Here is a 26,315-nt window from a genome sequence, read left to right as displayed (position 1 = left end):
TTATCATGGCTAAAATATCAAAGAGGCAGCAAGATATCTTAGACTTCATTAAAAGTGAGGTTAAGAGTAAAGGATATCCCCCTTCAGTAAGGGAAATTGGAGAAGCGGTTGGACTCGCATCCAGTTCTACTGTTCACGGACATCTAGCAAGATTGGAAAGCAAAGGACTTATTAGACGGGATCCCACAAAACCAAGAGCAATTGAAATATTAGAAGCAGATGTTGCTGCACATATACCAAGAAATACAGTTGTCAATGTTCCAGTGGTTGGGAAAGTAACGGCAGGACTCCCAATTACAGCGATTGAAAATGTGGAAGAGTATTTTCCGCTTCCAGAAAGTCTTGCACCTGCAGATGAACAAGTTTTCATGTTAGAAATCATGGGTGAGAGTATGATAGAAGCTGGGATCCTAGACGGGGATTATGTAATTGTAAAACAGCAGCCAACCGCTAATAACGGGGATATTGTTGTAGCAATGACCGAGGAAGATGAAGCCACCTGTAAAAGATTTTTCAAGGAAAAAGATTACATACGCCTGCAGCCGGAAAATTCTACAATGGACCCTATTATCTTAAGGAATGTTTCGATTTTAGGTAAAGTCATTGGGGTTTACCGACATATTCATTAAGTTTAAGAGAGTTGGCATATACGTGCCGACTCTTTTTTTGTTGTGGCTAATCAACCTCAAGCTGAAGGAATTACAGAATCCGGGATAGAGTGAGTCTACGTGACCGTTGTAGAAGAATTCCTACGAGGTGGGGCACGTAGAGGCGGACTACGTGACCTTTCTAGATGAATTCCTACGAGGTGGGGCACATAGAGACGGACTACGTGACCTTTCCGCAAGAATTCCTACGAGGTGGAGCACGTAGAGGCGGACTACGTGACCTTTCCGGAAGAACTTCTACGAGGTGGAGCACGTAGAGGCGATCTACGTGACCTTTCTAGATGAATTCCTACGAGGTGGGGCACGTAGAGACAGCCTACGTGACCTTTCCGGAAGAACTTCTACGAGGTGGGGCACGTAGAGACAGCCTACGTGACCTTTCCGGAAGAATTCCTACGAGGTGGGGCACGTAGAGACAGCCTACGTGACCTTTCCGGAAGAATTCCTACGAGGTGGGGCACGTAGAGACGGACTACTCTACCTTTCCGGAAGAATTCCTACGTGACGTTCCAAAAGAATAATAGTGAGGTCTGTCTCGTAGTGTTGTCTCTATGACAGAAGAACTGCTTTAATACTCAAAATAAAAAGAAGCAGCCATAAGCCACTCCTTTAATTCCTATTTCGCTATTCTTGCTTGTATTTCAGATAGTTTCACCTTAAAAAGCACTTTATATACTTTCGTGTCCCCTTCATTAAAACTGGAATGTGTAACATACGTTCCTTTCAAGGTCTTGAGCTGTTCATCAAATAGGAAACATTCCTGACCTTTTGTTCCTGATTCTATCAAACTTAAAATAAGGTCAGGCTTTTTATACGTCTTTTCTCGTAGTATTTCTTGGGTTAGAGCATTACAAATTTGCAGTTTATACAATTTAAAGCACCTCCCAAATGTTTACAACTTAAGCATATATTATTTAGGATTAAGTAAACCGTAAAAATTGTGAATTTTTAAAGAACATCAAGCACCTCTTTTTCTATTCTATTCCTATTAATTTTATTTAGAATGATCTAGGATGCCTAATTGGAAAAAGAGCCATTGAAGTTATTGACGTTCGAAGTCGTTGAGAAGGAGCAATTTGGGTCGACAATCAGGCTTATTAGCTACCGTAATTGTTTAATGGAAAAACCGGGTAGCCAATGGGATGGCATTTTTCACTGAGAGAATCTAAGAAAAGAAGCGCGACATAGAAAAACCCTGACGCCAGGCGCCAGGGCTTAGATAATATTAATACATGCTCATATATTGATCGCGTTCCCATTGGTGAACGACTGTGCGGAACATATCCCACTCGATTTCTTTAGCTTCAAGGAAGTGTTCCATAATGTGCTCGCCAAGACCAGACACAATCACTTCATCAGCTTTCAGTTGATCTAATGCTTGAGCTAATGTTGCTGGAAGATCGATGATTCCTTCTTCGATTCTTTCTTCTTTGCTCATTACATAGATGTTTCTGTCAACTGGTGCCGGCGGAGTTAATTTATTTTTAATTCCGTCTAAGCCAGCTTTAAGAAGTACAGCCATTGCAAGGTATGGATTAGCAGATGGGTCTACACTTCTTACTTCAACACGTGTACTTAATCCACGAGAAGCAGGAATACGAATTAATGGTGAACGGTTTCTAGCTGACCAAGCAACGTAGCAAGGTGCTTCATAACCCGGAACAAGACGCTTATAAGAGTTTACAGTTGGGTTTGTTACCGCTGTAAAGGCAGGAGCGTGCTTAAGGATACCTGCAATAAATTGACGAGCTGTATCGCTCATTTCTAAGTCGCCGCTTGGCTGATAGAATGCATTTTCTCCATTTGTAAATAATGAAAGGTTCATGTGCATTCCAGATCCATTGACTCCGTATAACGGTTTTGGCATGAATGTTGCGTGCAAACCGTGTTTACGAGCAATTGTTTTAACAACTAGCTTGAACGTTTGGATTTGGTCACATGCTGTTAATGCATCTGCATATTTAAAGTCAATTTCATGCTGACCTGGTGCTACCTCATGGTGAGAAGCTTCAATTTCAAAGCCCATTTCTTCTAACTCAAGAACGATATCACGACGACAGTTTTCACCTAAATCTGTTGGTGCTAAGTCAAAATATCCGCCTTGGTCATTTAACTCTAAACTCGGTTCGCCTTTTTCATCTAATTTAAATAAGAAGAATTCCGGCTCAGGTCCAAGGTTAAAGTTAGTGAAACCTAACTCTTCCATTTCTTTTAATACTCTTCTTAAGTTATTACGAGGATCCCCTTCAAATGGTTTTCCTTCTGGAGTATAAATATCACAAATTAAGCGGGCAACTTTCCCTTTTTCTGCTGTCCATGGGAATACAACCCATGTGTTAAGGTCAGGATATAGTAACATATCAGATTCTTCAATACGTACAAAACCTTCAATTGAAGAACCGTCAAACATCATTTTGTTATCAAGTGCTTTTTCTAATTGGCTAATTGGAATCTCCACGTTTTTGATAGTTCCAAGGATGTCTGTGAATTGCAAACGAATAAATTTCACGTTTTCTTCGACCGCTAATCTTTTAATATCTTCTCTTGAATACTTTGCCATTTCCTTACCTCCTATTTTTTAAAAAGAAAACTTCCACATTAATGAAAGAATCTTGACATATCTCCTTGACGTAAAGAGGATCGATTGTTTCGACCTAAATGCATCATTTCGTTGCGTAGCAGCTTTCTAAGCTGTTCATCTGTTAATTCGCGCTTGGTCTTTTCTGTTTGTTGCTCAAGAATGTTTGATTGTTGCGCTTTTACTAGGAACAATTGTTTAATGCCAGCCATATTGACACCTTGATCAATTAAATCCTTAATTTCTAGAAGCCTATCAATATCATTTAAACAATATAAACGTCTATTCCCCTCGGTTCTTGCTGGAGAAATCAATTGGTGTTCTTCGTAGTAACGAATTTGCCTGGCTGTGAGTTCCGTTAGTTGCATGACTGTTCCAATTGGAAACAGTGGCATGGAACGGCGAATTTCCTTTCCACTCATCTAATTCCTCCTCCCCTCGGGTTGATTATAATACTATTATATTTTGTGTTAGAAAAGTTGTCAATGATATGTTAGGTTTTCTTACATTAAAATTTTTAAAATAATTGGACACTTTGCTGTTCTCCTAAAACAATTCGATTAATCCTTTATCCGTTAAGTGGTCTATGGCCAGACAAACAGCCATCTTTACGTGTGCATAGGTTAAACCACCTTGTACATAGGCAACATATGGTGGTCTAATCGGTCCATCTGCTGTGAGTTCAATGCTCGCCCCCTGAATAAAAGTACCTGCTGCCATAATTACATCGTCCTCATACCCTGGCATATAACTGGCATGGGGTGTGACATAAGAATTAATCGGTGATGCGAATTGAATGGCCTGACAAAAAGCAATCATTTTATCTCGGTCATCAAACTGGACAGACTGAATTAAGTCCGTCCTTTTAGCATTCCATTTCGGAGAAGAATTCATGCCTAATTTCTCCAACATTGCTGCTGTGAAAACGGCCCCTTTTAATGCCTGGCCAACCACATGGGGGGCAAGAAAAAAACCTTGATACATTTCTTGAAGACTATAGAGGGACGCTCCTGCTTCGGCTCCTATCCCTGGTGAAGTCATTCGATACGAACATGCCTCCACCCACTGTTTTTTACCAACAATATAGCCGCCAGTCTTCACAATCCCTCCGCCTGGATTTTTGATTAGTGACCCTGCGATTAAGTCCGCACCGACATGACAAGGCTCGGTCTCCTCAACAAATTCCCCATAGCAATTATCTACAAATACGACCACATCCTGTTTAATTTCTTTGACAAACGTGATCATTTCTGCAATTTCTGCAATCGTAAAAGATGGTCTTGTGGCATAGCCCTTGGAACGCTGAATGCCAATCATTTTTGTATTCGGTTTTATTTTCTTTGAGACAGCCTCCCAATCAATTCCACCTTGATTCGTCAGAGCTACACTATCATAGGAAATTCCAAATTCCTTTAATGAGCCAACCCCGTTCCCACGAAGTCCAACAATTTCTTCAAGCGTATCATAGGGTTTGCCCGTTATATATAGAAGTTCATCCCCAGGTCGAAGAACGCCAAATAAGGCAATGGAAATGGCATGTGTGCCAGAGATTATTTGCGGACGAACAAGTCCTGCTTCTCCCCCAAAAACGTCTGCATAGACCATTTCTAGTGTATCCCTGCCATGATCGTCATAGCCATACCCTGTCGACGGATTAAAATGTGAATCACTCACTCTTTTGTTTTGAAAGCTTTTTAATACCCGAAATTGATTTGATTCGATTTTATTGTCTATTTCTTTATGTACTTTAGCGATTTGTTGTTCAACTTCCTCTACCAACGGCTGAAGCTTTTCCCCATTTTTTAACTGTTGAAACATGTTGTGACCCCTATCTATATTGTGAATTTCTGTAATTGTCCTGTTATTTGATGATCCTGAAGTGTATATCCTTTGCATCGATAGAATTGATCTTCTTCATCAAACACAAGCTCTCTTAATATTGTCTCATTTTTTAATAAAGAAAGCAGCTTTCCTTCTGTGGACGGAATCTGAACTTCGTAAGAATCCATCATTTCCATAACTACCTTCTCCATTTGCTGCTTCAAGGCTTGACGGTCCTCTTTATCAAATGCACTAATAAATGCGGTCGGTGTATCTGCGGTTGGGACAAAATCTGAATGCTGAATATCTTTCTTATTATATACTGTTATTTGCGGGATATCTTTAACTTCCAAGTCTTCAAGCAGCTTTTTAACAGTTTTTTCGTGATGGAAATAATCTGGGTTGGACATATCGACCACATGAAGAAGCAAATCAGCTTCCTTGACTTCCTCAAGCGTCGATCGAAATGCAGCAATTAGTGTTGTCGGTAAATCTTGTATAAACCCAACCGTATCGGTAATCAAGGCTAGGAAACCACTTGGTAAAATCAATTTTCGTGTCATTGGATCTAGGGTTGCAAACAATTGATTTTCCTCGTACGATTCTGCTTCAGATAAACGATTGAAAAGACTGGATTTACCGGCATTGGTATAACCGACAATCGCGACCTGAAAGGTTTTATTTTTCTTTCTTCTTTCTCTGTATCGATCCCTGTGCTGAACGATAACGGAAAGTTGGGTTTTAATTTCATCGATTCTGCGGCGGATATGCCGGCGGTCTGATTCTAACTTTGTTTCACCAGGACCCCTTGTTCCTATCCCAGCCCCCAAACGGGATAATGCAGTCCCCTGACCCGCAAGACGAGGAAGCATGTATTGCAATTGGGCAAGTTCAACCTGTAATTTCCCTTCTTTGGAGCGAGCCCTTTGTGCAAAAATGTCTAAGATGAGCTGGGTTCTGTCGATGATACGGGCATTTATTTCCGTAGAGAGATTTCTTTTTTGACTGGGTGATAGCTCGTCATTAAAAATAACTATATCTGCCTCCAGTTCATCCACCAGGACATTAAGTTCCTCCACTTTCCCTTTACCTATATAGGTAGCTGGGTGGCGCCGGTCCCTTTTTTGAACGACCGACATCAATACTTCACCCTGAGCGGTTTCTGTTAGTGCTCCTAACTCTTCCATTGAATAATGAAAGCGCAAATCCGTATCCCCATTGGTTTGACAGCCAACGAGGATCGCCTTCTCTTTCGTGTCTTTTTGTTCCATAAGGCATCGTTCCTTCCGTAATCTTCTATCTCCATCATAACAAAAAAAGGTTGTATACTCTAATTTGCCCAACATTAGAAAAAACTTATTGTAATTTCCCCATATCTTGATATAATCTTACTGTTTTCTAATATCATTATTACTATTTTCATATAGTTAAATAAAATAAAGATTTCAAGGAGAATTCGGATAGATGACATGGGAAGTTTTAAGTATGATTGGAACAATCGCCTTCGCCGTTAGTGGGGCCATTGTTGCGATGGAAGAGGAATATGATATTTTTGGCGTATACATTTTAGGTATTGTCACCGCTTTTGGCGGCGGGGCGATTCGAAACCTATTAATCGGTGTACCTGTATCAGCACTTTGGGAACAAGGGTTATTTTTTCAAATTGCCTTATTATCCATAACTGCTGTGTTTTTATTTCCAAGCAACCTTTTAAAACATTGGCAAAAATGGGGAAACTTATTTGATGCGATTGGCCTTTCAGCCTTTGCCATCCAAGGTGCTCTTTACGCCGTTAAAATGAATCACCCGCTTAGTGCAGTTATTGTTGCAGCGGTGCTAACCGGAATCGGCGGCGGGATTATTCGTGATTTATTGGCAGGAAGAAAACCAATCGTCTTACGATCGGAAATCTATGCAATATGGGCGATATTGACAGGCTTATTTATCGGACTTAAGATCGTGACGCATTCTTGGGAATTGTATTCTCTCTTTTTCCTTGTGACAGTTTTACGCGTCCTCTCCTATACCTTTGATTGGAAGCTGCCGATACGTAAATTTGAGGCCAATTAATAACTAATCCAAATAGAAACGGCAGATTGCTTAGAATCTGCCGTTTTTTTGTCTCTAATCTTCTTCAAACACAAGATCATTACTTCTAATTGTCATTAATTCATGCCTGTCATAACTATTTAACATGAGCAGCCTCATGGCCTGGGCGCGGATCGATTTTTCAATGATATTTCGTACATACCTTCCATTTGAAAAACTATTTGGACTTAATACCGCTTTAACCCATATTAAATGTTCTTTTAACTTTTTTTCCGCCTCATGGCTAAACGTGTATTCTCTTTCGATTAACATTCTCGCCGAAATTTCCATTAGTTGATTTATATTGTAGTCAGGAAAATCAATAACTAATGGAAAGCGTGAATGGAGCCCAGGATTAAGGGTCAAGAAATACTCCATTTCACGGGAGTATCCAGCAAGGATAAGAATAAACTCATGCTGCTTATCTTCCATATGCTTAACCAATGTATCGATTGCTTCTTTGCCGAAATCCTTCTCACCGCCGCGCCCCAATGAGTAAGCCTCATCGATGAACAAAATCCCCCCTTGGGCCTTCTTGATTAAATCCCTTGTCTTCTGTGCTGTATGACCAATATACTCCCCCACGAGGTCCGCACGTTCCGCCTCAATTAAGTGTCCTTTTGTTAAAACGCTCATTTTTTGAAATAACTTACCTATTAATCTAGCGACTGTCGTTTTACCTGTTCCAGGATTTCCTTTAAACATCATATGGAGGGCTTGTTTTCTTGCTTTTAAACCCATTTCCTCACGTTTTTTATTCACGTAAATCCATGCATAAATTTCCTTTATCATCTTTTTCATTTCTTCCATACCAACAAGAGCCCCTAACTCCTCTTCAATTTCCTTTAGAGCCGAATGCTCAGGTGGAATGTCCTTTGGAACCACCTGAAAGTCAGGTAACTCTTTTGTCATCGTTTTCCCTATTTGTGAATTGAGAACTACTCTTATTTGGCCGTTACTTTTCATTCTGATGGGTTGGTCCAAAGCTTTCACCTCTCATTTTTACCAACAGTTTATATGATGAGTTTTTATGGCCACTCAGAATTTACATTCTGAACTGATTATTTGCACAAAGGAAAGCATAATCCTTCATTTTATATGTATTCAAACTCCCTGAATTTCATTAAAAAAGTTTTTTATAATAAATAAAAAAGCCCAATAAATGGGCTCCTAACTATGACTTATTGGTTATCCAGTTCAAGCTGCACGTTTCTTTGCGGTGCAAAAGTTGAAATAGCATGCTTATATACTAATTGTTGCTTTCCTTCTGATTCAAAAAGAACTGTAAAATTATCAAAGCCCTTAATTTGACCTCTTAATTGAAAACCGTTAAGTAAAAAGACGGTAACATGTATGTTATCTTTGCGGCACTGGTTTAAAAATTGGTCCTGAATATTGATTGTTGTTTTCATTTGTATTTCCTCCTCTTTTATCTCTACTAATATGTATTCGATTTTACTTTAAGCTTTCCTTCAACACAACGTGAAATTTCCGTTATTTTTTTTGAGGTGTCCTCCACACTGGTCATGTCAAACCATGATACCTCCATTTTGTTCCGAAACCAAGTTAATTGCCTTTTTGCGTATCTTCTTGAATTTTGTTTTAAATTCTCTATAGCCTCTTCTAAAGGTACTCTACCTTCTAAATAGGCATACATTTCTTTGTAGCCAATTGCTTGGATCGATTGACAATCGCGCAAACCCCTTTGATACAAACCTTTTACTTCCTCGATAAGCCCTTCCTCCATCATTAAATCCACTCGATAATTAATGCGCTCATAAAGTTTCTCGCGTTCCATCGATAAACCAACTATTGCTGTATTGTACAAAAGATCTGGTTGTTGTGTGCTTTGGAATTCTTGCATCGTCTTACCTGTAAGATGGAAGATTTCAAGTGCGCGAATGACTCTTCTTACATTATTTGGATGGATTTGTGAAGCACTACCTGGATCCACCTCCAACAATTCTTTATAAAGTGCCTCATTCCCTATTTTCTTGACTCTTTCCTCTAGCTTAAGACGATAGGACTCATCGCCTGGTACATCAGAAAATTGATAATCATAAATGACGGACTGTATATACAACCCTGTTCCACCGACAATAATGGGCAGCTTTCCCTTTTTAGCAATCTCACCTATTTTAGCCCGAACAAGGAGTTGAAATTCAGCAACGGAAAAATTTTCAAATGGCTCTTTAATATCTATCAGATAGTGAGGAATACCTTCCATTTCATCCTTTTTGATTTTTGCCGTCCCAATATCCATGCCACGATAGATTTGCATAGAATCTCCGCTGATAATTTCACCATTATAGCGTTTAGCCATTTCGATACTTAACTTTGTTTTTCCGACGGCGGTTGGTCCGATGATCACTAATAATTTTTGTTTTGAATCCAATATTTTCACACTGCCTTATCCCATTTTCAGTGAAAGCAGGTTTATGATTCCACTTTCACCCCTTTATCGTAACATAATTTTTAAAAGCAGTAGAACATCAAACTAGTATATACATAAAAGTTCATTTCTATGCCGTTAATTGGACATGAAATTTATTTCATCCACTTTTATTCCTAAATAGGGATAATTTTCTTGTAAATTTACAAAAGGATAACGGTTCATTTACAAAAGGCTTTCCACCCCCAAATTTATGGTAGACTAACTCGTAGCTTATTTTGAATGAAAAATAGGGAAATTAGGTGAAGGAATATGTTATCTACTTTTGATATAGGTATTGATTTAGGAACTGCAAATATACTAGTTTATAGTAAAAATAAAGGAATCGTTATTAATGAACCTTCTGTTGTGGCGATTGATACAGTGACAAAAAATGTTGTAGCTGTTGGTACAGAAGCAAAGGAAATGATAGGAAAGACACCTGAAAAAATCGTCGCCATTCGCCCCATGAAGGATGGCGTAATCGCAGATTATGATGTAACCACTGAATTGCTAAAACACATTATGCGCGATGCATCCAAAAAGATTGGTTTTGCTGTGCGTAAACCAAATGTCGTTGTTAGTATTCCATCTGGTTCCACAAGTGTGGAAAGAAGAGCGATCCAAGATGCAGTAAGACAGGCTGGGGCAAAAAAAATCAGCTTAATTGAGGAACCAGTTGCAGCAGCAATTGGTGCTGGATTACCTGTCGATGAACCAGTTGCCAATGTGGTAGTGGATATTGGCGGCGGCAATACTGAGGTAGCAATTATTTCCTTTGGCGGGGTAGTTGCATGCCATTCCATTAAAATTGGCGGTGACCGCCTCGATGAAGATATTATTCAACATGTTCGGAAAGAATATAATATCCTAATTGGTGAAAGAACTGCAGAAAACATCAAAATGGAAATTGGTTTTGCTCTCATTGACCATGAAGAACGTTTCATGGATGTCCGGGGTCGCGACCTATTAACTGGACTGCCAAAAACGATTAAACTATCATCCTATGAAATTCGTGTGGCGATCAAGGAAGCACTATTGCATATTTTAGAAGCCATTCGTGCAACCCTAGAGGATTGCCCAGCAGAGCTCAGTGGAGACATCGTCGACAGGGGCGTAATTCTGACCGGCGGTGGAGCATTATTGAATGGGATGGAGGCATGGCTAAGTGAAGAGATAGTTGTTCCTGTCCAGCTTGCCCCAAACCCTCTAGAATCGGTAGCGATAGGAACTGGAAAGGCCCTAATGTATATGAGCAAGCTCCCCGTAGCTGTGAAATAAGCAACTTGGGCGGCAAGATCATTTCCAGAGATTGCACTCATATTAATAGTAATCAAATTAATAGTAATATCAAAGTTGCAGAAAAATCCTTTTCTGCAGCTTTTTTTCTTTTGGGTCGTCATGAATAGCATGTCTACGTTACCCGATTCATTATTTCCCCTCGGTTTCGGGCACGTAGGACCTCTCTACGTGACCATATTCAATGTTTCCCCTCGGTTTCGGGCACGTAGGACCTCTCTACGTGACCATATTCAATGTTTACCCTCGGTTTCGGGCACGTAGAGCCATCCATCTTTTCAATAAAATCACTTAACCAACACTCAAAAAAAAAGAACGCACCCTAATAAAATAGGAACGTTCTTCTTAGTTACATCACCCGTTTAAACATTTTCTCCATCTCATAAACCGAATAATGAACAATAATCGGTCTGCCGTGCGGACAAGTAAATGGATCAGATGCTTTCCTCAAATCATCAAGGAGTGCTTGAATCTCATCATTTCGCAAATGCCGATTGGCTTTTATGGATGCCTTGCAGCTCATCATAATCGCTGCTTCTTCACGTAGTTTCTTAATATCCACCTTTTTCATCAATAAAAGCTGTTCAATCATGTCTTCTATGATTTGTTTTTCTTCCCCTTTTGGGAACCACTGCGGATGGGATCGGACAATAAAACTATTTAGTCCAAATTCCTCAAGAAAAACCCCGACCTTTTCAAGCTCAATTTGGTATTCATTTATTTTCAAAAATTCATCCGTCGAGTATTCAAAGGTTAATGGCACAAGCATTTCCTGCAGTTCTGATTGGACTTGCCCAACTTTCTCCCGGAAATACTCATACTTCAACCGTTCCTGTGCCGCATGCTGATCAATAATATAAAGGCCATTTTCATTTTGAGCAAAAATGTAAGTTCCGTGCATTTGTCCAATCGGATATAACCGTGGAACTCTGCTCTCGACCGAAACATTTCCTGTCTCAACAGTATCCACATTAGGTTCAATCGTATGATTACTATCATCAGGTTTGTCATCTGAGTCACTAAATGGATTAATAGATTGCCAACTGTCTCTTCCACCCGTCGCTTCATCACGCTGGAAACTCGGTAATTTATTAACAGGTGTCTCAGCAGGCACTTCCAGCAATGGACGGGTCTCCTGAATAGTTGCAGCTGCAACTGGTTGTTTCCATTCAAACTCTTTCTCATCATTTGCCTGTCTTGTACCTTCATCCAGAACCAAAGAAGTTTGTTCTTCCTTCGGTACATCCTTTTTCACCGCTGTATATGCTGTCGGGATAAGGATCTTTGATTTAAACGCTTCTTTTATAATCGAAGTGACAAGCTCATTCAGTTCCGCTTCTTTACTAATGCGGACCTCCATTTTCGAGGGGTGAACATTGACATCAACGAGTAAAGGGTCCATTTCAATATTAAGGAGCACAATCGGGAACCTGCCGATCGGAAGCAAGGTATGATAGCCTTCCTGAATTGCCTTGGCCAATGGATAGTTTTTAATGAATCGGCCATTAATCATCGTCGAAATATAGTTTCTTGAGGCTCTTGTTACCTCAGGCATCGAAGCAAATCCACTAATTTTGTAATCAAGCGAATGGCCGGTGATTGGAACTAATTGCTTGGCGATCCCAATACCGTAGATCGATGCCAGCACCTGACGAACATCCCCATTACCATTCGTTTGCAGCAGTTTGCGATCATTATGAATGAGGCGGAAGGCCACCTCTGGATGAGAAAGGGCCAGTCGATTCACGACATCCGTAATATTTCCAAGCTCAGTATGAATCGTCTTCATATACTTCAAGCGGGCAGGTGTGTTGTAAAATAAATCGGTGATCGAGATATCAGTCCCGCGCCTGCTTGAAGCTTTTTCAAACGTTTCGACTTTGCCGCCTTCAATCACCAATCGATTTCCAGCACCTTCTCCTGTAGAAGTCTTCATCTCGAGCCGTGAAACCGAGGCAACACTTGGCAGGGCTTCTCCACGGAACCCGAGAGTCCGAATTCGGAACAAATCATTTTCATTTTTGATTTTGGATGTGGCATGACGTTGAAAGGCGAGTAAAACATCCTCTTCCTCGATGCCATTTCCATTATCGGTAATGCGTATTTTGGCGAGGCCCGCTTCTTCTACCTCAATTTCAATCACGGTGCTGCCGGCATCAATCGAATTTTCAACCAACTCTTTTACAACAGATGCAGGCCGTTCGACTACTTCCCCTGCCGCGATTTTATTGGATAAGGCATCATCCAATTGAATAATTTTACCCATTCGGATTCACCCCCTACTTTAACTTTTTCTGAAGCTCGTACAACAGGTTGATCGCCTGAAGTGGTGTTAAATCCAATATATCTAATTCTTTCATTTTCTCGATTACACGTTTCTCTTTCGAGGAGAGTTCCTGCTTTTTCACATCTTTTGGTTCATCAAAGAAAGATAGTTGGGCAGGTTGTTCTTGTACCTCCACTACTTCCGCTACTTTTACCACATCTTTTTTTGGCGTGTCTAGTTGGTTATCAGACTGCTCGAGTGCGGTTAATATTTCATTAGCGCGGCTGATTAATTCTGACGGCAGTCCTGCAAGCTGGGCAACATGAATCCCGTAGCTCTTATCAGCCGGTCCTTCTTTAATTTTATGAAGGAAAACAACTTTTCCATTATGTTCAATCGCACTGACGTGAATGTTTTTTAACTTATCCAGTTCTTCCTCTAAAACCGTTAATTCATGATAATGGGTGGAGAAAAGAGTCTTTGCCCCAATCTGGGTATGAATATATTCAATGATAGCTTGAGCAAGTGCCATTCCATCATAAGTAGATGTACCTCGCCCGATTTCGTCAAACAAAATTAAGCTGTTTTGTGTCGCATTTGAAATCGCATTTTTGGCTTCCAACATTTCAACCATAAAGGTACTTTGTCCTGAGATCAAATCATCCGCAGCACCGATACGGGTAAATATTTGGTCAAAAATCGGCAGTATGGCTTCTGTGGCCGGAACATTACAACCAATTTGGGCTAATATCGAGATTAACGCGATTTGGCGCATGTACGTACTTTTCCCTGACATGTTCGGACCCGTGATCAACATGACTTCGCGCTCGCTGTCCATGAAGCAATCATTCGGAACATATTCCTGGGCGTTTAATACCTTTTCAACGACTGGATGGCGGCCTTCCTTTACAACGACCCGGCCTTCCATAGAAAACTGCGGTTTTATATAGTGCCGGTCTTCACTTACTTGAGCAAAACACTGCAAGACATCAAGCTCACTAATCGCTTTTGCCAAGGCCTGTAGGCGCGGGATTTGTTCCTTCACAATTTCGCGAATTTCGGTAAACAACTCATATTCAAGCTCACCGCATTTTTCTTCAGCCTGTAAAATTAATGCTTCTTTTTCTTTTAAATCTGTAGTAATAAACCGTTCTGCGTTCGATAAGGTTTGCTTCCGTTCATACTGACCTTCTGTTAAAAGATGCAGATTCGCCCGGGTAATCTCAATATAGTAACCAAATACACGATTATAGCCAACCTTCAACGATTTAATACCGGTTTTCTCACGCTCTTCACGTTCAAGTTGGGCAATCCACGTTTTCCCGTTCCGGCTGGCATCACGATATTGATCGAGCTGAGCATTGTATCCATCACGAATCATATTGCCTTCTTTTAAGGAAAGCGGTGGATTTTCAACAATCGACTGCTCCAATAGATCTGTGATCTTTTCACACGGGTCAAGAAGATCGGCAATTTGGCTCACTTTTTCATTCTGCATGCCTGCAAGGATTTGTTTCAAGTAAGGGACCTGCATTAAAGAACGTTTTAATTGAACCAAATCACGGGCATTAATATTGCCAAAGGCTACTCTTCCCGCTAATCGTTCTAAATCGTAAACTTCCTTCAGCTTTTCACGAAGTTCCTGACGCTCAAAATAATAAGACATCAGGACTTCAACGATGGTTTGACGTGATTCAATTTCATTCTGATTGATTAACGGTCGGTCGATCCAGTGTTTTAACATTCTTCCGCCCATTGCGGTCATCGTCTCATCAAGGAGCCATAATAATGAACCTTTCTTTCCTTTGGAACGAATCGTTTCCGTAAGTTCAAGATTGCGCTTTGAATAGTAATCAATTTTCATATATTGATGGATTTGATAGGTAGTGACTGGCTGAAGATGGTCCAAACTTCTTTTTTGTGACCGGTATAAATAGTTAAAAAGTCTTGCGATGGATTGCTTTAATTTTTCTTGATTCAAATCTTGAAGTAAATGCGAATAATTGATATCTATTGAACTATTATCTTCAAACGAAATCGCTAGTACATCGCGTTCACGAAGTTTTTTTTGTAATTCTCCGTCAAAACTGCTAGAGACAACGACTTCCTTTGCACTTAATACGGCTAACTCATTTAAAACTTCGTCAAAATTATTCGATAATAACGTAACCCGGCTTTCACCAGTTGAGATATCATTGTAGGAAAAACCATAGGTTTGGTCATCAAAGCTTGTGATCGAGGCAATATAGTTATTCTCTTTATCATTTAACCCCTTGCCCTCCATCACTGTTCCCGGTGTGATCAATTGGACAACTTCCCTTTTTACCATCCCTTTGGTCAGTTTCGGGTCTTCCACTTGCTCACAAATGGCCACTTTGTAGCCTTTTGAAATGAGTTGTTCAATATAGTTAGGTGCCGCATGGTAGGGAACGCCGCACATCGGAATCCGGTCATCCGTGCCACCTTGTCTGCTCGTTAAAGTTATTTCTAATTCTTGCGAAGCTTTAATCGCATCGTCAAAAAACATTTCATAAAAATCGCCTAAACGAAAAAATAAAAAGGCATCTTGATAATCTGCCTTAACTGTTAAGTATTGCTGTATCATCGGCGTATATGCAGCCATAATGACCTCCACTATATAAAGACTTTCGATTTTCTTCGACAAATTATTATACCATAATTCGAGAAAACTTTATTAGGAAGAAAAAACCTAATCGTAGTCAAAATAGAAATAATTAAAATTTCTTAAGAGGAGTAAAAGCATATCCCATAGAATATAATTATTAAGGTAAAACTAGCATTAATTTACAATTGATAATTGTTTTGATTATTGTCTACAGGGGTGGTGGTAATATGGAGGGAGTGTTTGGCCGCAGTAACAACAACTTTGATTTTGAGATGTTTTCTGCAAGTCACTTTGTTATTATCTCTATCTTACTCTTAGTTTCAGTCTGCCTATTCCTGTTTAGAGATAAATTGAAGGCTAATGAATGGCGACGAACTGAAATCGGGGTCGCTATTTCACTAATCATCATGGAAACGACTTATCATACCTGGATGCTTTTAAATGGAAGTTGGGATGTGAGCCACGCCATCCCATTAGAATTGTGCAGCATCAGTCTGATATTAACCGTCATTTTATTGCTAACTAAGAAAAAAATAATCTATGAGATTTTATTATTCACTGCATTATTAGGCGCATCACAGGCGTTATTAACACCATCATTAAATTATGATTTCCCGCATTTTCGGTTTTTCCATTTCTTTTATACACATTTGATGGAGATCTGGGTGCCGCTTTATTTTACTTGGGCAAAGGGATACCGACCGACAATTTGGTCTGTATTAAAATTATGTATCTTTTTGAATGTACTCATGCCGATTATAATGTTGATCAATAAGCTGGTAGACGGAAATTATATGTTCTTAAGTCATAAACCTGACAGTGCAAGTTTATTAGATGTATTAGGACCCTATCCTTGGTACATTTTATCGCTGGAAGGTTTATTAATTGGGCTTAGTTTAATCGTTTGGTTGATATTCCGTGAAAAGGGTGCGAAAAAAAGCGAAGTTGCCAGAGACCTGCCAATTCAATAATCTCAACTTTTTATTGACCTTTTAGAATTAACAAATTATAATAAATAACGTTCCTATTTTATTTGTCTCAGTAGCTCAGTAGGATAGAGCAACAGTTTCCTAAACTGTAGGTCGGAGGTTCGAATCCTCTCTGGGACATCTTCATTATGTAAAGCGCTATGATATGCGGTTTGTCATCCGTTAAGCAATACGGTGACAATGCGTTGACATGGCGCTTTTTTACGTTATCTGTAGGACGTGGTTTTTGACGCTATAGGACATCGAATGGTGAACGTAGGACACTTGCGGCTGAATTACAGAAGGAGTTAAAACCGTATGAAACGTAAGTTTATTGACGAAAGAGGAGCAACAGCATCGCCTCAAGTCCGAAAGCCTCGGGAGGTCCTATATACCATCGAGGAAGCTATCGAAATCTTTATTCGCGCTAAAACAGCGGAAGGTGTTCGTCCGGGAACACTTACTGGATACCACGATATTTTCCGTTATTTTCGACAATGGTTAGACGAAGACATTACGAATATTAATGAAATTACCGCAGACTGTATTCGTGATTATATTAATTATCTTCGCACTGAACGAACACCATATGCCGAAGACCCCCAACGGAAGCGTAGTGGAAAGGGTTTGTCGGTGCATACTATTAATATACGAATTCGAGGTCTCAGCACGATGTTTCGCTTTCTATTTAACGAGGGAATGATTCCGAGCAATCCAATGCAGAATATCTCACAAGTCCGCGATGATGCCCGCGAAGAGGTGCCAGGTATTCCGGACGAGCAAATCGATGCCATTCTCGCCTCTTATGACGATCGGCAATTCGCACAATGGCGCGATAAGACTCTTATTCTATTGTTATCGGATACCGGCCTACGAATCGGTGAAGCACTGTCATTAACCGCAGCTCAAATTGATTTCAAAGATTTAACGGTCACTGTGCCGTCTAAAATCGCAAAGAATCGGAGGTCTCGAGAGATACCTATAAGCCGAGAGGTCGCTAAGAGAATGCGGCAGCTTTTAGATGAAACGCAACTGTATTTCGGTGAGGACGCTCAGTTGTTCATGAACGCTTATGGTGAGGATTTTACCGACGATGCATTCCGTCGTAGGTTAAATCGATTAAAGCGTAAATTAAATATAACGAAACTCCATCCGCATATGTTCCGCCATACATTTGCACGGAATTATGTATTAAATGGCGGAGATATATTCACCCTTCAAAAGATACTCGATCATGCGGACATACAAACCACGCGAAAATATGTCCAAATGGACAGCGAGCATATTCGCGAGCAACATAATAAGTTCTCGCCAGTACGTAATATTATGAAGCGCAATGGCATTCGAACGTAATAAAAAAGCCGTCCTTATTGGGCGGCCTTATTCATAAAACGCGGAAACCTAAATATCCCCGTCTTACTTTCCCTACTATACCAGTTGACCTTCGTACTCTTCTAATTCCGCATGATGATTCCATTTTTTTTACTTTAGAGACTTAAATAACTATATTTTACATATAATGCTATAACTTCGATTTAACCAATAGGATTGGGTGGAGATTCGTATGAGAAACGCATTATGTTTGGCAGGCTATTTCGCCATAGCAACCGGTATTATCATTGCTGTTTATATTATTACGTCACTAAAGATTGTCGACATTAGCGCTATTGATTTCGTCGCGGAGGAATCACCGCACCCATATCGCTGGCTTTACGCATCCTTTGTTCTCGCAGTCACGGTGCCAATCGGACTGATGGTGGTCACCGTCTCGCATTTCCTCGAAAGAAAATCGAGTGACTATACATACAACGCGAAAGAAAGACCTAATGAATCTTATCATAACCGCCCATTTTATTAAGCCTTGGCGTACCTGCTGGGGCTTTTTTAGCTAAAGTAATTACTCTGTGCTTTCTTGGTTTGATATATCCTCTTTCGTTTCACCCCATTAAAAAGCACCCGATTATTCGGACGCATACTTAATTATTCCATGTAAATAAACCGAGTATTCTCGCTGTACACATTCTCTTAACTTGATTTTCCCTTCACTTTCTAATTCTCCAACCCATTCTTCAATCTTTTTTTCATCTTCTTTTGTAGCTTTAGGAATCTCTATTGAAAAAAAATTACCTCGACTCGCATTACGTAGATTTTTTAATAAACCAACTTTATTCATTGGGTCATCCCCTTTATCTATTATTATCGACATAAAGGAGGTTTTCTCCTTTGATACCAATAATTTTCTCGAGATTTCTTATTCAGCTAAAGGGGTGCTTTTGTTAAATAAGAAGTCTTCAAAAAAGTCCTTTTTCATTTGGTAAATTATCAAGGTTATTGTATAACAGATCTTTAAAAAAGAGTGGGTCGTTAAACCCACTCTACAAAGCTAGGAATACGTAATAAGCCCGACTTTGTTAAATTACGGTACTTAACTCGAACGCCAATCGGAGCTATATTCGCAAAATCATCGGTTTCTTTTACGATAGGAGCTCGGTAAACTTTCGCCTTTTCACTCACAGGCACTCCGAGTTCCATCACGCCCATGTACCTACCATCAGCGTCCGTCAATAGCCAGCCGAAACCCTTCGGTTGCTTGCGGTAGCCAACCACGAAAACATTGGCGTATTGGTAATTTATGACCTTCAGCCATGAGTGTGATCTCTTGCCGACTTCTTAACGCGAATCTTTGCGTTTTAAAACAATTCCTGCGAGTCCTTGTGCCTTGATTGTGTCAAAATATGCCTCACCGTGTCCTTCGATAAATTGCGATTTGGCAATCAGCGTGGAATCATTCGGCACAAGTTCCGCAAGTATTTCCTTACGCTCGAGTAACGGGAGTTTTGATACACGCTCACCTTCATGCTGGATTACGTCAAAAGAAACGAAGCTGACCGGAGATTTATCCTTCGAACTCATGAACCGGCTCATCATGGCTTCGAAATCCGGTTTTCCGGCGTTGTCACTAATTATCAGCTCGCCGTCAAGCGTGGTACCAGGCGGGATATTAAGGTCGTGCAGTTGGGGGAATTTCGATGTGACTTCGTTATTGTGGTGTGAAAATAAGCGGACCTTGCCCACTGAATCAACCGAGTATATTAAACGGATGCCGTCGAGTTTGAGCTCCGTAATGAAATCGGAGTCATCGAAAGGCTGGTCCGATTTTTGTAATAGCATTGGTTTGATAAACGTCATATAAAACACCTCAGATTAATTTTACCACGATTAGTAGAACGGAAGATTTGTAGACTTTTGGAAGTAGGTATGAAGGAAAGAGACGCCCCGACTAATAAGTAGATAATGCCGATATACATATCCGCATACATCCGCATACCTACACCATTCATAGCGCCAGCAGCTCCGAGTATTTCCCGGAATTTATGCATAATGAATACCCGTTCAATATGCGGATAGCTGCCGGTTTATGTGGTGGATCACGGCATCATTTGACATAATAGCGCAGTACCCCTGAGATTTCGGAAGGGCGTCCGCTCCAGGCGCCTCGTGCTAGTGATATCGCAAATATGTAATCTTTTGTACTGCCCGATGCCTTACGATATGCCACCGTATCCCTACTGTATCACTTTACATTACCTGCCATATTGCAAGATGATTATTCTGATTGTAACATATGGACATTTCGGACATTCTAGAATTAGGAGGTGCTAGCATGTCGTGGATATACACTCATTTTATAAACACGCTTTGGTTTGTATTCATTTTGATCTCGATTCCTGGCAATTTTCTAATTTATTTAGTTTATTCAAATATAAAACAAAATAGGGAAGATAATGACGATAGTCAAAATTAATAGCGCCTACCGTTATTGTCTTCCACATTACGTCACCTTACGTTGTAAATCGGAATAATTCCGTGTTCCTTCTATAATATATCCGAGTAATCTACTAGGTAATGTCGGTATTAATCCCCGACCAATTTATTTATAAAAATTCCGTGTTTGTCCATTACCATCTTATACAACCCTTCATAATATACAGTACCCTAATAATTTAACCTCCTTACCGAAGCGTCTATATGGCGCTTTTTCTTATTTCAGTCTAATCCACGACAGTCACCTCGGTAACTTCTTCGAAGGCCACCCACTCGAACTCGCCAGGCTTTACCTCAATACGGAGCTGATGCGTAATAGGATCAACGCGATGAATGCGGCCAGTAATCTCCGTAGTGAAGCCGTCTTGCCATATCGTTATCTTTACCGCATAGTTACTTTCCATCGCATAAGCTATCCGCTGGTCGAACTCCTCCGCTTCATGCTCGTCAATAATCGGCTTTGCAATGCGTTCAGTATCTCGCCATAACCCACGATAAGACTTCACCAGTTCCGGAAGTTGAAACGCAGCTTGCCACTTAACAATTCCGCGGTCGCATATCGCCATATATAATCACCTCGTTTTTATTATATACAAACAAGCGTTCTATATGTAGATAAAAATAAAAACTTCCGCTAGCGGACATTTGTACAGGACAGAATTCGTCCAATTCATACTCTAAATTAAGGAGGTGAATTCCCATGAGTTGTGACTGTTCTAAAACATGTGATGCTTTTAATATTACTACTACACCTATTACCTTTCAGCTTGATGCACGATGTCAAGGGGAAACTTTTCGTGTCTATAAAGCTTTCACAAAATGCCTTCCAACTATAACTATTCAAGCTTTTGGTGGTGGGTTCGAATCCTCCCTGGGACATCTAAAAACCCTTGCCATTGCAAGGGTTTTTTTCTGATTTAACTGTTAATTACTTGGTATAGTTCCTAAATAATTAAATAACACCTGTGAAACAAGATTTCGGGGTGTGCCAGGTACCGGAACTATTCCTGATCTAGTACTCCAGTTGTCTCTTGTGAAGACATTTGTTTTTGCGCTTTGGCCACTTGATTGCTTTCATGGTTGAATTCATTGACTTCACTGTATTTTTTAATGTTATCTTGTTTCTGTTCCTTTTTAGTAACAGCTTCCGACTTATTCATATTTATCCCTCCCTATCCTAACAATAACTTTTTGAATTTGACTTGAAAAAAATCTAGTAATACTCTGATTATTAGAGCAACTTTGTCCTAGTGTTAAAAAATGGAATCAATTGTGTATTATCTTAGCTTCATCATAAAACCAAGCGAGCTCTTATTTACTTCGCATTGGTGTTGTTTGGAAACGAATGGTTTCAAGTACACGAAAGATTGCAACTACTGTATCAAGAGAGGTTAAACATGGAATACCATTTTCAACTGCTTCACGGCGAATTTTAAATCCGTCGCGTGCAGGCTGTTTACCCTTTGTTAGTGTATTGACCACAAGCTGTGCTTTACCATTACGAATTACCTCTAACAAGTTTTCCTCTTCGGATTCGATTTTATTCACAACATTTACAGGAATCCCATCTTGCTTAAATGCAGCAGCAGTCCCTGCTGTTGCCAGGATTCGATACCCAATGTTGTAGAAACGTTTAGCCAGTTCAGCAGCTTCGGCCTTATCTTTGTCCGCAACTGTGAACAATACATACCCGTGGGGCTTGATTGAAGTACCGGCAGCAATAAATCCTTTATACAGTGCTTTTTCCAATGTTGTATCTTGTCCCATAACTTCCCCGGTTGATTTCATTTCGGGTCCAAGTGTTATATCTACTTTTCTTAGCTTTGCAAATGAGAATACAGGGACTTTCACATAAACATTGTTCTCTTCAGGATGAATACCTGATTGAAGCCCGAGCTCCGGTAACGTTTTTCCTAACATTATTTTGGTAGCAAGATTCGCCATAGGAACAAGTGTAATTTTGCTTAGGAATGGCACTGTACGGCTCGCGCGCGGATTAACTTCCAATACATACACTTTACCTTTTGATAAGACGAACTGAATATTAAGTAAACCTACTATTTGAAAACCTTTTGCAATTCTTGTTGTATAGTCAATAATTGTCGCCTTTGTTTCTTCTGATAGGCTTTGTGGTGGATACACACCGATCGAGTCACCTGAATGGACACCTGCACGCTCAATATGTTCCATAATACCTGGAATGAATACATTCTCCCCATCAGAGATAGCATCTACTTCCATTTCCTGGCCTGTTAAATAACGGTCAATCAATACCGGCTGATCCTCATGTACTTGGACCGCATTTTTCATGTAATGAAGTAATTCCTCTGTTTGATATACAATTTCCATTGCCCTTCCGCCTAGTACATAAGAAGGCCGAATAAGTACAGGGAAGCCAATTGTCTCTGCAATTTTAACCGCTTCTTCTACTGACTTTGCTGTTTTACCTAAAGGCTGCGGAATATCCAGAGATGCCAATGTTTTTTCGAACTTTTCACGGTCTTCTGCTGCCTCAAGACACTCAAGCGATGTTCCTAAAATTTTCACACCACGGCTTGCCAATTCTCCAGCCAAGTTAATCCCTGTTTGTCCACCAAATTGTACAACAACACCAAGTGGTTTTTCTAAATCAATAATATGCATAACATCTTCGATCGTTAATGGCTCAAAATACAGTTTGTCTGAAATACTAAAATCGGTTGAAACAGTTTCGGGGTTACTATTAATAATAATTGCCTCGTAACCGGCTTCGCGAATAGCCCAGACAGAGTGAACCGTTGCATAGTCGAACTCCACTCCTTGTCCGATACGAATTGGTCCGGATCCAAGCACGATCACACTCTTCTTTTCAGTCACAGCTGATTCGTTTTCATCTTCATACGTACCGTAAAAATAAGGCGTTTCAGATTCAAATTCAGCTGCACATGTATCCACCATTTTATAGACAGGGATAATTCCATTCTCTTTCCGATATTCATAAACTTCAAGTTCTGTCATACCCCATAGTTTTGCTATAGTTTTATCTGAGAAACCGATTTTCTTTGCTTCAAGCAGAACCTCTCTATCGCCTTTGTTTTCTTCCATAACCTTCTCAAACTTGACTATATTGTCAAACTTCGCAAGAAAGAAAATATCAATTTGGCTCCACTCATGAATTTGTTCAATCGTTATACCTCTTCTGAGTGCTTCACCTATGTAGAATAAGCGCTCGTCACCCGCAACACGAATACGTTTTTCAATCAATTCGTCATTGATTTGATCGGCATCTTTTAAATTTAGATGATATACTTTTAATTCAAGTGAACGAACTGCTTTTAATAATGACTCTTCGAGAGTACGTCCGATTGCCATTACTTCACCTGTCGCTTTCATTTGTGTACCAAGCTTACGATTAGCCGATTCGAATTTATCAAATGGAAAGCGAGGAATTTTTGTTACTACATAATCTAGGGCAGGTTCAAACGATGCATATGTTCTTTCTGTTACAGGATTCATCATTTCATCTAACGTAAAACCTACTGCAATTTTCGCCGAAAGTTTCGCAATTGGGTACCCTGTTGCTTTTGATGCTAGCGCAGATGAGCGGCTGACACGCGGGTTTACCTCAATGACATAGTATTGGAAGCTCAAGGGATCTAAAGCAAGCTGAACATTGCATCCACCCTCAATCTTCAGTGCACGAATAATCTTTAAAGAGGCATTACGCAATAATTGATACTCACGGTCGCTTAAGGTTTGACTCGGTGCTACAACAATTGAATCACCCGTATGGACACCAACAGGATCGATGTTTTCCATGTTGCACACAACAATAGCATTGTCGTTGCTGTCACGCATTACTTCGTACTCTATTTCTTTAAACCCGGCAATACTTTTCTCGAGCAGGCATTGGGTAACAGGACTGTATTTTAAGCCGCTCGTTACAGTTTCAATTAATTCCTCTTTATTGTGGCAAATACCGCCGCCCGTTCCTCCAAGTGTATAGGCCGGACGAACAATAACAGGATAGCCGACTTGTTCCACGAATGCATATCCCTCTTCAACCGTATGAATAATTTCACTATCCGGAACTGGTTCATTCAATTCGTTCATTAATGAACGGAACAAATCTCGGTCTTCTGCTTGTTCAATCGCGCTTAATTTTGTTCCTAAAATTTCAACGCCCAGCTCTTCTAAAATACCTGATTTGGCAAGTTCTACGGTAAGATTTAACCCTGTTTGTCCACCTAGTGTCGGTAAAATGGCATCCGGACGTTCTTTATATATGATGGAGCTTACGAACTCAACAGTTAACGGCTCAATGTATACTTTATCTGCCATTTCCGTATCGGTCATAATTGTCGCTGGGTTTGAGTTAACAAGAATGACTTTGTACCCTTCTTCTTTTAATGCGATACATGCCTGCGTGCCCGCATAATCAAACTCAGCCGCTTGTCCAATAACAATTGGTCCTGATCCAATTACTAAAATTGTTTCAATGTCTAAGCGTTTTGTCATCGTTCGTCCCTTCCTTCTTCCTTGCTTCCATTAATTCAATGAAACGGTCAAATAAATAGTTTGCGTCTTCTGGTCCCGGGGATGCCTCAGGGTGGTATTGGATAGTAAAAGCTGGATACTTGTCATGCTTTAACCCCTCAACTGTCCCGTCATTTAATGCAATATGTGTTACTGATAAATCAGTTCCTTCTAAAGAATCCATACAAACTGTATACCCATGGTTTTGCGAGGTAATTTCAACGCGATTTGTTTCTAAATTTTTAACAGGATGGTTTGACCCGCGGTGACCAAACTTCAATCTTTCTGTATCTGCTCCGCATGCAAGGGCGACCAATTGATGACCTAAGCAAATGCCGAACAATGGTATTTTCCCAAGCACACCTTTAATCATTTCAATTCCTTCTGTTATTTCTTTCGGATCCCCAGGCCCATTACTTAACATGATGCCATCCGGATTTAGATTAAATATTTTTTCTGCCGTTGTATCATACGGAACGACTATAACATCACAGTTGCGCAGCGTTAACTCCCGTAAAATACCGTGCTTCATTCCGTAGTCGACTAGCACGACTTTAAAACCTCTTCCAGGACTCGGATAGGAACGTTTTGTTGATACTTGTTTCACCTGATCTCTCGTCCATTCTGCTTTCTTTAAATCTGCCACTACTTCTTCAACAATTACATCCATGCTGCAGATTCTTCCTTTTAGAATCCCATGCTCGCGGATTTTTCTTGTAAGCTTCCTTGTATCAATTCCCGCTAAACCTGGAATATCTTTGTCTTTTAAATATTTATTAAGTGGAAATTGACTACGGAAATTTGACGGTATTTCGCAAAATTCTTTTACAATCAAACCATTAATTGTTGGTTCAATCGATTCAAAATCATCACGATTAATTCCATAGTTACCAATAAGCGGGTAAGTCAATGTAACAATTTGACTGCAATAAGAAGGATCCGACAAAATTTCCTGATAGCCGGTCATCCCTGTGTTAAATACAACTTCACCTATCAATTCCTTTTCACTGCCAAATCCTTTTCCAACAAAAACAGTACCATCTTCTAAAATGAGTTGACGTTTCATACCATTACACTCCTTTCTTCCATACGCATTATCCCTCTACCCCGCAATCGTTTGATTAACGCCTGTTGATTTTCTCTTCCTCGTAAAAGGAGGATTCATTTTATAGTATCTGGAGGGCCATCACGAACAATTCCAATTATTTACAAATTGAAGGATTTCCGATA

General features: G+C 40.1%; 24 protein-coding genes and 1 tRNA gene. 7 read left to right on the top strand and 18 right to left on the bottom strand.

Features of this window, described 5'->3' with window-relative positions; genetic code table 11:
• The first annotated feature begins 5 nt into the window (after positions 1-5).
• Positions 6-629, top strand: a complete 624-nt coding sequence (gene lexA / locus J7E66_RS12950) for a transcriptional repressor LexA (RefSeq protein WP_168242900.1) — start codon at positions 6-8, stop codon at positions 627-629.
• Between the two features lie 655 nt (positions 630-1,284).
• On the opposite strand, the gene J7E66_RS12945 is transcribed toward lexA, so the two are convergent.
• The 5 genes from J7E66_RS12945 to hflX all read right to left on the bottom strand — a co-directional run bounded on the left by J7E66_RS12945 (position 1,285) and on the right by hflX (position 6,338).
• Entirely contained in the window at positions 1,285-1,539 is a 255-nt protein-coding gene (locus J7E66_RS12945; RefSeq protein ID WP_215000545.1) for a hypothetical protein, read from the bottom strand.
• Between the two features lie 354 nt (positions 1,540-1,893).
• Entirely contained in the window at positions 1,894-3,228 is a 1,335-nt protein-coding gene (gene glnA, locus J7E66_RS12940; RefSeq protein ID WP_215000543.1) for a type I glutamate--ammonia ligase, read from the bottom strand.
• A 38-nt stretch (positions 3,229-3,266) separates the two neighbouring features.
• Positions 3,267-3,668: a MerR family transcriptional regulator gene (locus J7E66_RS12935; protein ID WP_215000541.1), complete on the bottom strand. Its 402-nt coding sequence runs from the start codon at positions 3,666-3,668 to the stop codon at positions 3,267-3,269.
• 124 nt (positions 3,669-3,792) lie between these two features.
• Positions 3,793-5,064, bottom strand: coding sequence for a methionine gamma-lyase family protein (locus J7E66_RS12930; RefSeq protein WP_215000540.1), 1,272 nt, complete (start codon positions 5,062-5,064; stop codon positions 3,793-3,795).
• A gap of 14 nt (positions 5,065-5,078) precedes the next feature.
• On the bottom strand, positions 5,079-6,338 hold the full coding sequence (gene hflX, locus J7E66_RS12925) for a GTPase HflX (RefSeq protein ID WP_215000537.1): 1,260 nt from the start codon (positions 6,336-6,338) through the stop codon (positions 5,079-5,081).
• Positions 6,339-6,531: 193 nt separating this feature from the next.
• Here hflX and J7E66_RS12920 point away from each other — a divergent pair, with 193 nt between their 5' ends.
• Positions 6,532-7,137, top strand: coding sequence for a trimeric intracellular cation channel family protein (locus tag J7E66_RS12920; protein WP_214716009.1), 606 nt, complete (start codon positions 6,532-6,534; stop codon positions 7,135-7,137).
• A 54-nt stretch (positions 7,138-7,191) separates the two neighbouring features.
• Here J7E66_RS12920 and spoVK read toward each other — a convergent pair whose 3' ends face one another.
• From spoVK to miaA, 3 genes are all read right to left on the bottom strand, one after another.
• Complete coding sequence (gene spoVK, locus J7E66_RS12915) at positions 7,192-8,139, bottom strand: stage V sporulation protein K (RefSeq protein WP_088086526.1); 948 nt, start codon at positions 8,137-8,139, stop codon at positions 7,192-7,194.
• A 197-nt stretch (positions 8,140-8,336) separates the two neighbouring features.
• A complete protein-coding gene (gene hfq, locus J7E66_RS12910; protein WP_088086525.1) occupies positions 8,337-8,567 on the bottom strand; it encodes an RNA chaperone Hfq in 231 nt (76 codons plus the stop codon).
• 26 nt (positions 8,568-8,593) lie between these two features.
• Positions 8,594-9,550 (bottom strand): tRNA (adenosine(37)-N6)-dimethylallyltransferase MiaA, encoded by a 957-nt coding sequence (miaA, locus tag J7E66_RS12905; protein ID WP_215000673.1) that lies wholly within the window; start codon positions 9,548-9,550, stop codon positions 8,594-8,596.
• Positions 9,551-9,859: 309 nt separating this feature from the next.
• Here miaA and mreBH point away from each other — a divergent pair, with 309 nt between their 5' ends.
• Positions 9,860-10,867 carry a rod-share determining protein MreBH gene (gene mreBH, locus J7E66_RS12900; protein WP_215000535.1) on the top strand — a complete coding sequence of 336 codons (1,008 nt, stop codon included), beginning with the start codon at positions 9,860-9,862 and terminating at the stop codon, positions 10,865-10,867.
• Positions 10,868-11,234: 367 nt separating this feature from the next.
• Here mreBH and mutL read toward each other — a convergent pair whose 3' ends face one another.
• Together mutL and mutS are read right to left on the bottom strand one after the other, a co-directional pair.
• On the bottom strand, positions 11,235-13,151 hold the full coding sequence (gene mutL / locus J7E66_RS12895) for a DNA mismatch repair endonuclease MutL (RefSeq protein ID WP_215000533.1): 1,917 nt from the start codon (positions 13,149-13,151) through the stop codon (positions 11,235-11,237).
• Positions 13,152-13,164: 13 nt separating this feature from the next.
• The gene (gene mutS / locus J7E66_RS12890) at positions 13,165-15,774 is read right to left on the bottom strand and encodes a DNA mismatch repair protein MutS (protein WP_215000531.1); all 2,610 of its coding nucleotides are present in this window, start codon (positions 15,772-15,774) and stop codon (positions 13,165-13,167) included.
• Positions 15,775-16,004: 230 nt separating this feature from the next.
• Between mutS and J7E66_RS12885 the strand changes: the two genes are divergently transcribed.
• The 4 genes from J7E66_RS12885 (at position 16,005) to J7E66_RS12870 (ending at position 18,603) form a co-directional block, all read left to right on the top strand.
• Positions 16,005-16,748 carry a YwaF family protein gene (locus J7E66_RS12885; RefSeq protein WP_215000529.1) on the top strand — a complete coding sequence of 248 codons (744 nt, stop codon included), beginning with the start codon at positions 16,005-16,007 and terminating at the stop codon, positions 16,746-16,748.
• Between the two features lie 64 nt (positions 16,749-16,812).
• Positions 16,813-16,886, top strand: a tRNA-Arg gene (locus J7E66_RS12880).
• 177 nt (positions 16,887-17,063) lie between these two features.
• Positions 17,064-18,098, top strand: coding sequence for a tyrosine-type recombinase/integrase (locus J7E66_RS12875; protein ID WP_215000527.1), 1,035 nt, complete (start codon positions 17,064-17,066; stop codon positions 18,096-18,098).
• Positions 18,099-18,309: 211 nt separating this feature from the next.
• On the top strand, positions 18,310-18,603 hold the full coding sequence (locus J7E66_RS12870) for a hypothetical protein (protein WP_215000525.1): 294 nt from the start codon (positions 18,310-18,312) through the stop codon (positions 18,601-18,603).
• Positions 18,604-18,705: 102 nt separating this feature from the next.
• On the opposite strand, the gene J7E66_RS12865 is transcribed toward J7E66_RS12870, so the two are convergent.
• The 8 genes from J7E66_RS12865 to J7E66_RS12840 all read right to left on the bottom strand — a co-directional run bounded on the left by J7E66_RS12865 (position 18,706) and on the right by J7E66_RS12840 (position 26,151).
• Positions 18,706-18,918, bottom strand: coding sequence for a hypothetical protein (locus J7E66_RS12865; protein WP_215000523.1), 213 nt, complete (start codon positions 18,916-18,918; stop codon positions 18,706-18,708).
• A 191-nt stretch (positions 18,919-19,109) separates the two neighbouring features.
• On the bottom strand, positions 19,110-19,310 hold the full coding sequence (locus tag J7E66_RS31745; RefSeq protein WP_251032897.1) for a hypothetical protein: 201 nt from the start codon (positions 19,308-19,310) through the stop codon (positions 19,110-19,112).
• 105 nt (positions 19,311-19,415) lie between these two features.
• Complete coding sequence (locus J7E66_RS31740; RefSeq protein WP_251032896.1) at positions 19,416-19,934, bottom strand: ATP-dependent DNA ligase; 519 nt, start codon at positions 19,932-19,934, stop codon at positions 19,416-19,418.
• Positions 19,935-20,181: 247 nt separating this feature from the next.
• Positions 20,182-20,304, bottom strand: coding sequence for a hypothetical protein (locus J7E66_RS32295; protein ID WP_285289216.1), 123 nt, complete (start codon positions 20,302-20,304; stop codon positions 20,182-20,184).
• A 493-nt stretch (positions 20,305-20,797) separates the two neighbouring features.
• On the bottom strand, positions 20,798-21,136 hold the full coding sequence (locus tag J7E66_RS12855; protein ID WP_215000521.1) for a YolD-like family protein: 339 nt from the start codon (positions 21,134-21,136) through the stop codon (positions 20,798-20,800).
• Positions 21,137-21,571: 435 nt separating this feature from the next.
• Positions 21,572-21,730, bottom strand: a complete 159-nt coding sequence (locus tag J7E66_RS12850; RefSeq protein WP_214718423.1) for a hypothetical protein — start codon at positions 21,728-21,730, stop codon at positions 21,572-21,574.
• Positions 21,731-21,881: 151 nt separating this feature from the next.
• Positions 21,882-25,067: a carbamoyl-phosphate synthase large subunit gene (carB, locus tag J7E66_RS12845; RefSeq protein ID WP_215000519.1), complete on the bottom strand. Its 3,186-nt coding sequence runs from the start codon at positions 25,065-25,067 to the stop codon at positions 21,882-21,884.
• The gene (locus J7E66_RS12840; protein WP_215000511.1) at positions 25,045-26,151 is read right to left on the bottom strand and encodes a carbamoyl phosphate synthase small subunit; all 1,107 of its coding nucleotides are present in this window, start codon (positions 26,149-26,151) and stop codon (positions 25,045-25,047) included. Before J7E66_RS12840 ends, carB begins: the two co-directional genes overlap by 23 nt.
• Between the last annotated feature and the right edge of the window lie 164 nt (positions 26,152-26,315).

It is taken from the genome of Bacillus sp. ISL-7, assembly GCF_018613065.1.
Note: the sequence above shows the minus strand (reverse complement) of the source record. Positions and strands in the feature narration are given on the sequence as shown.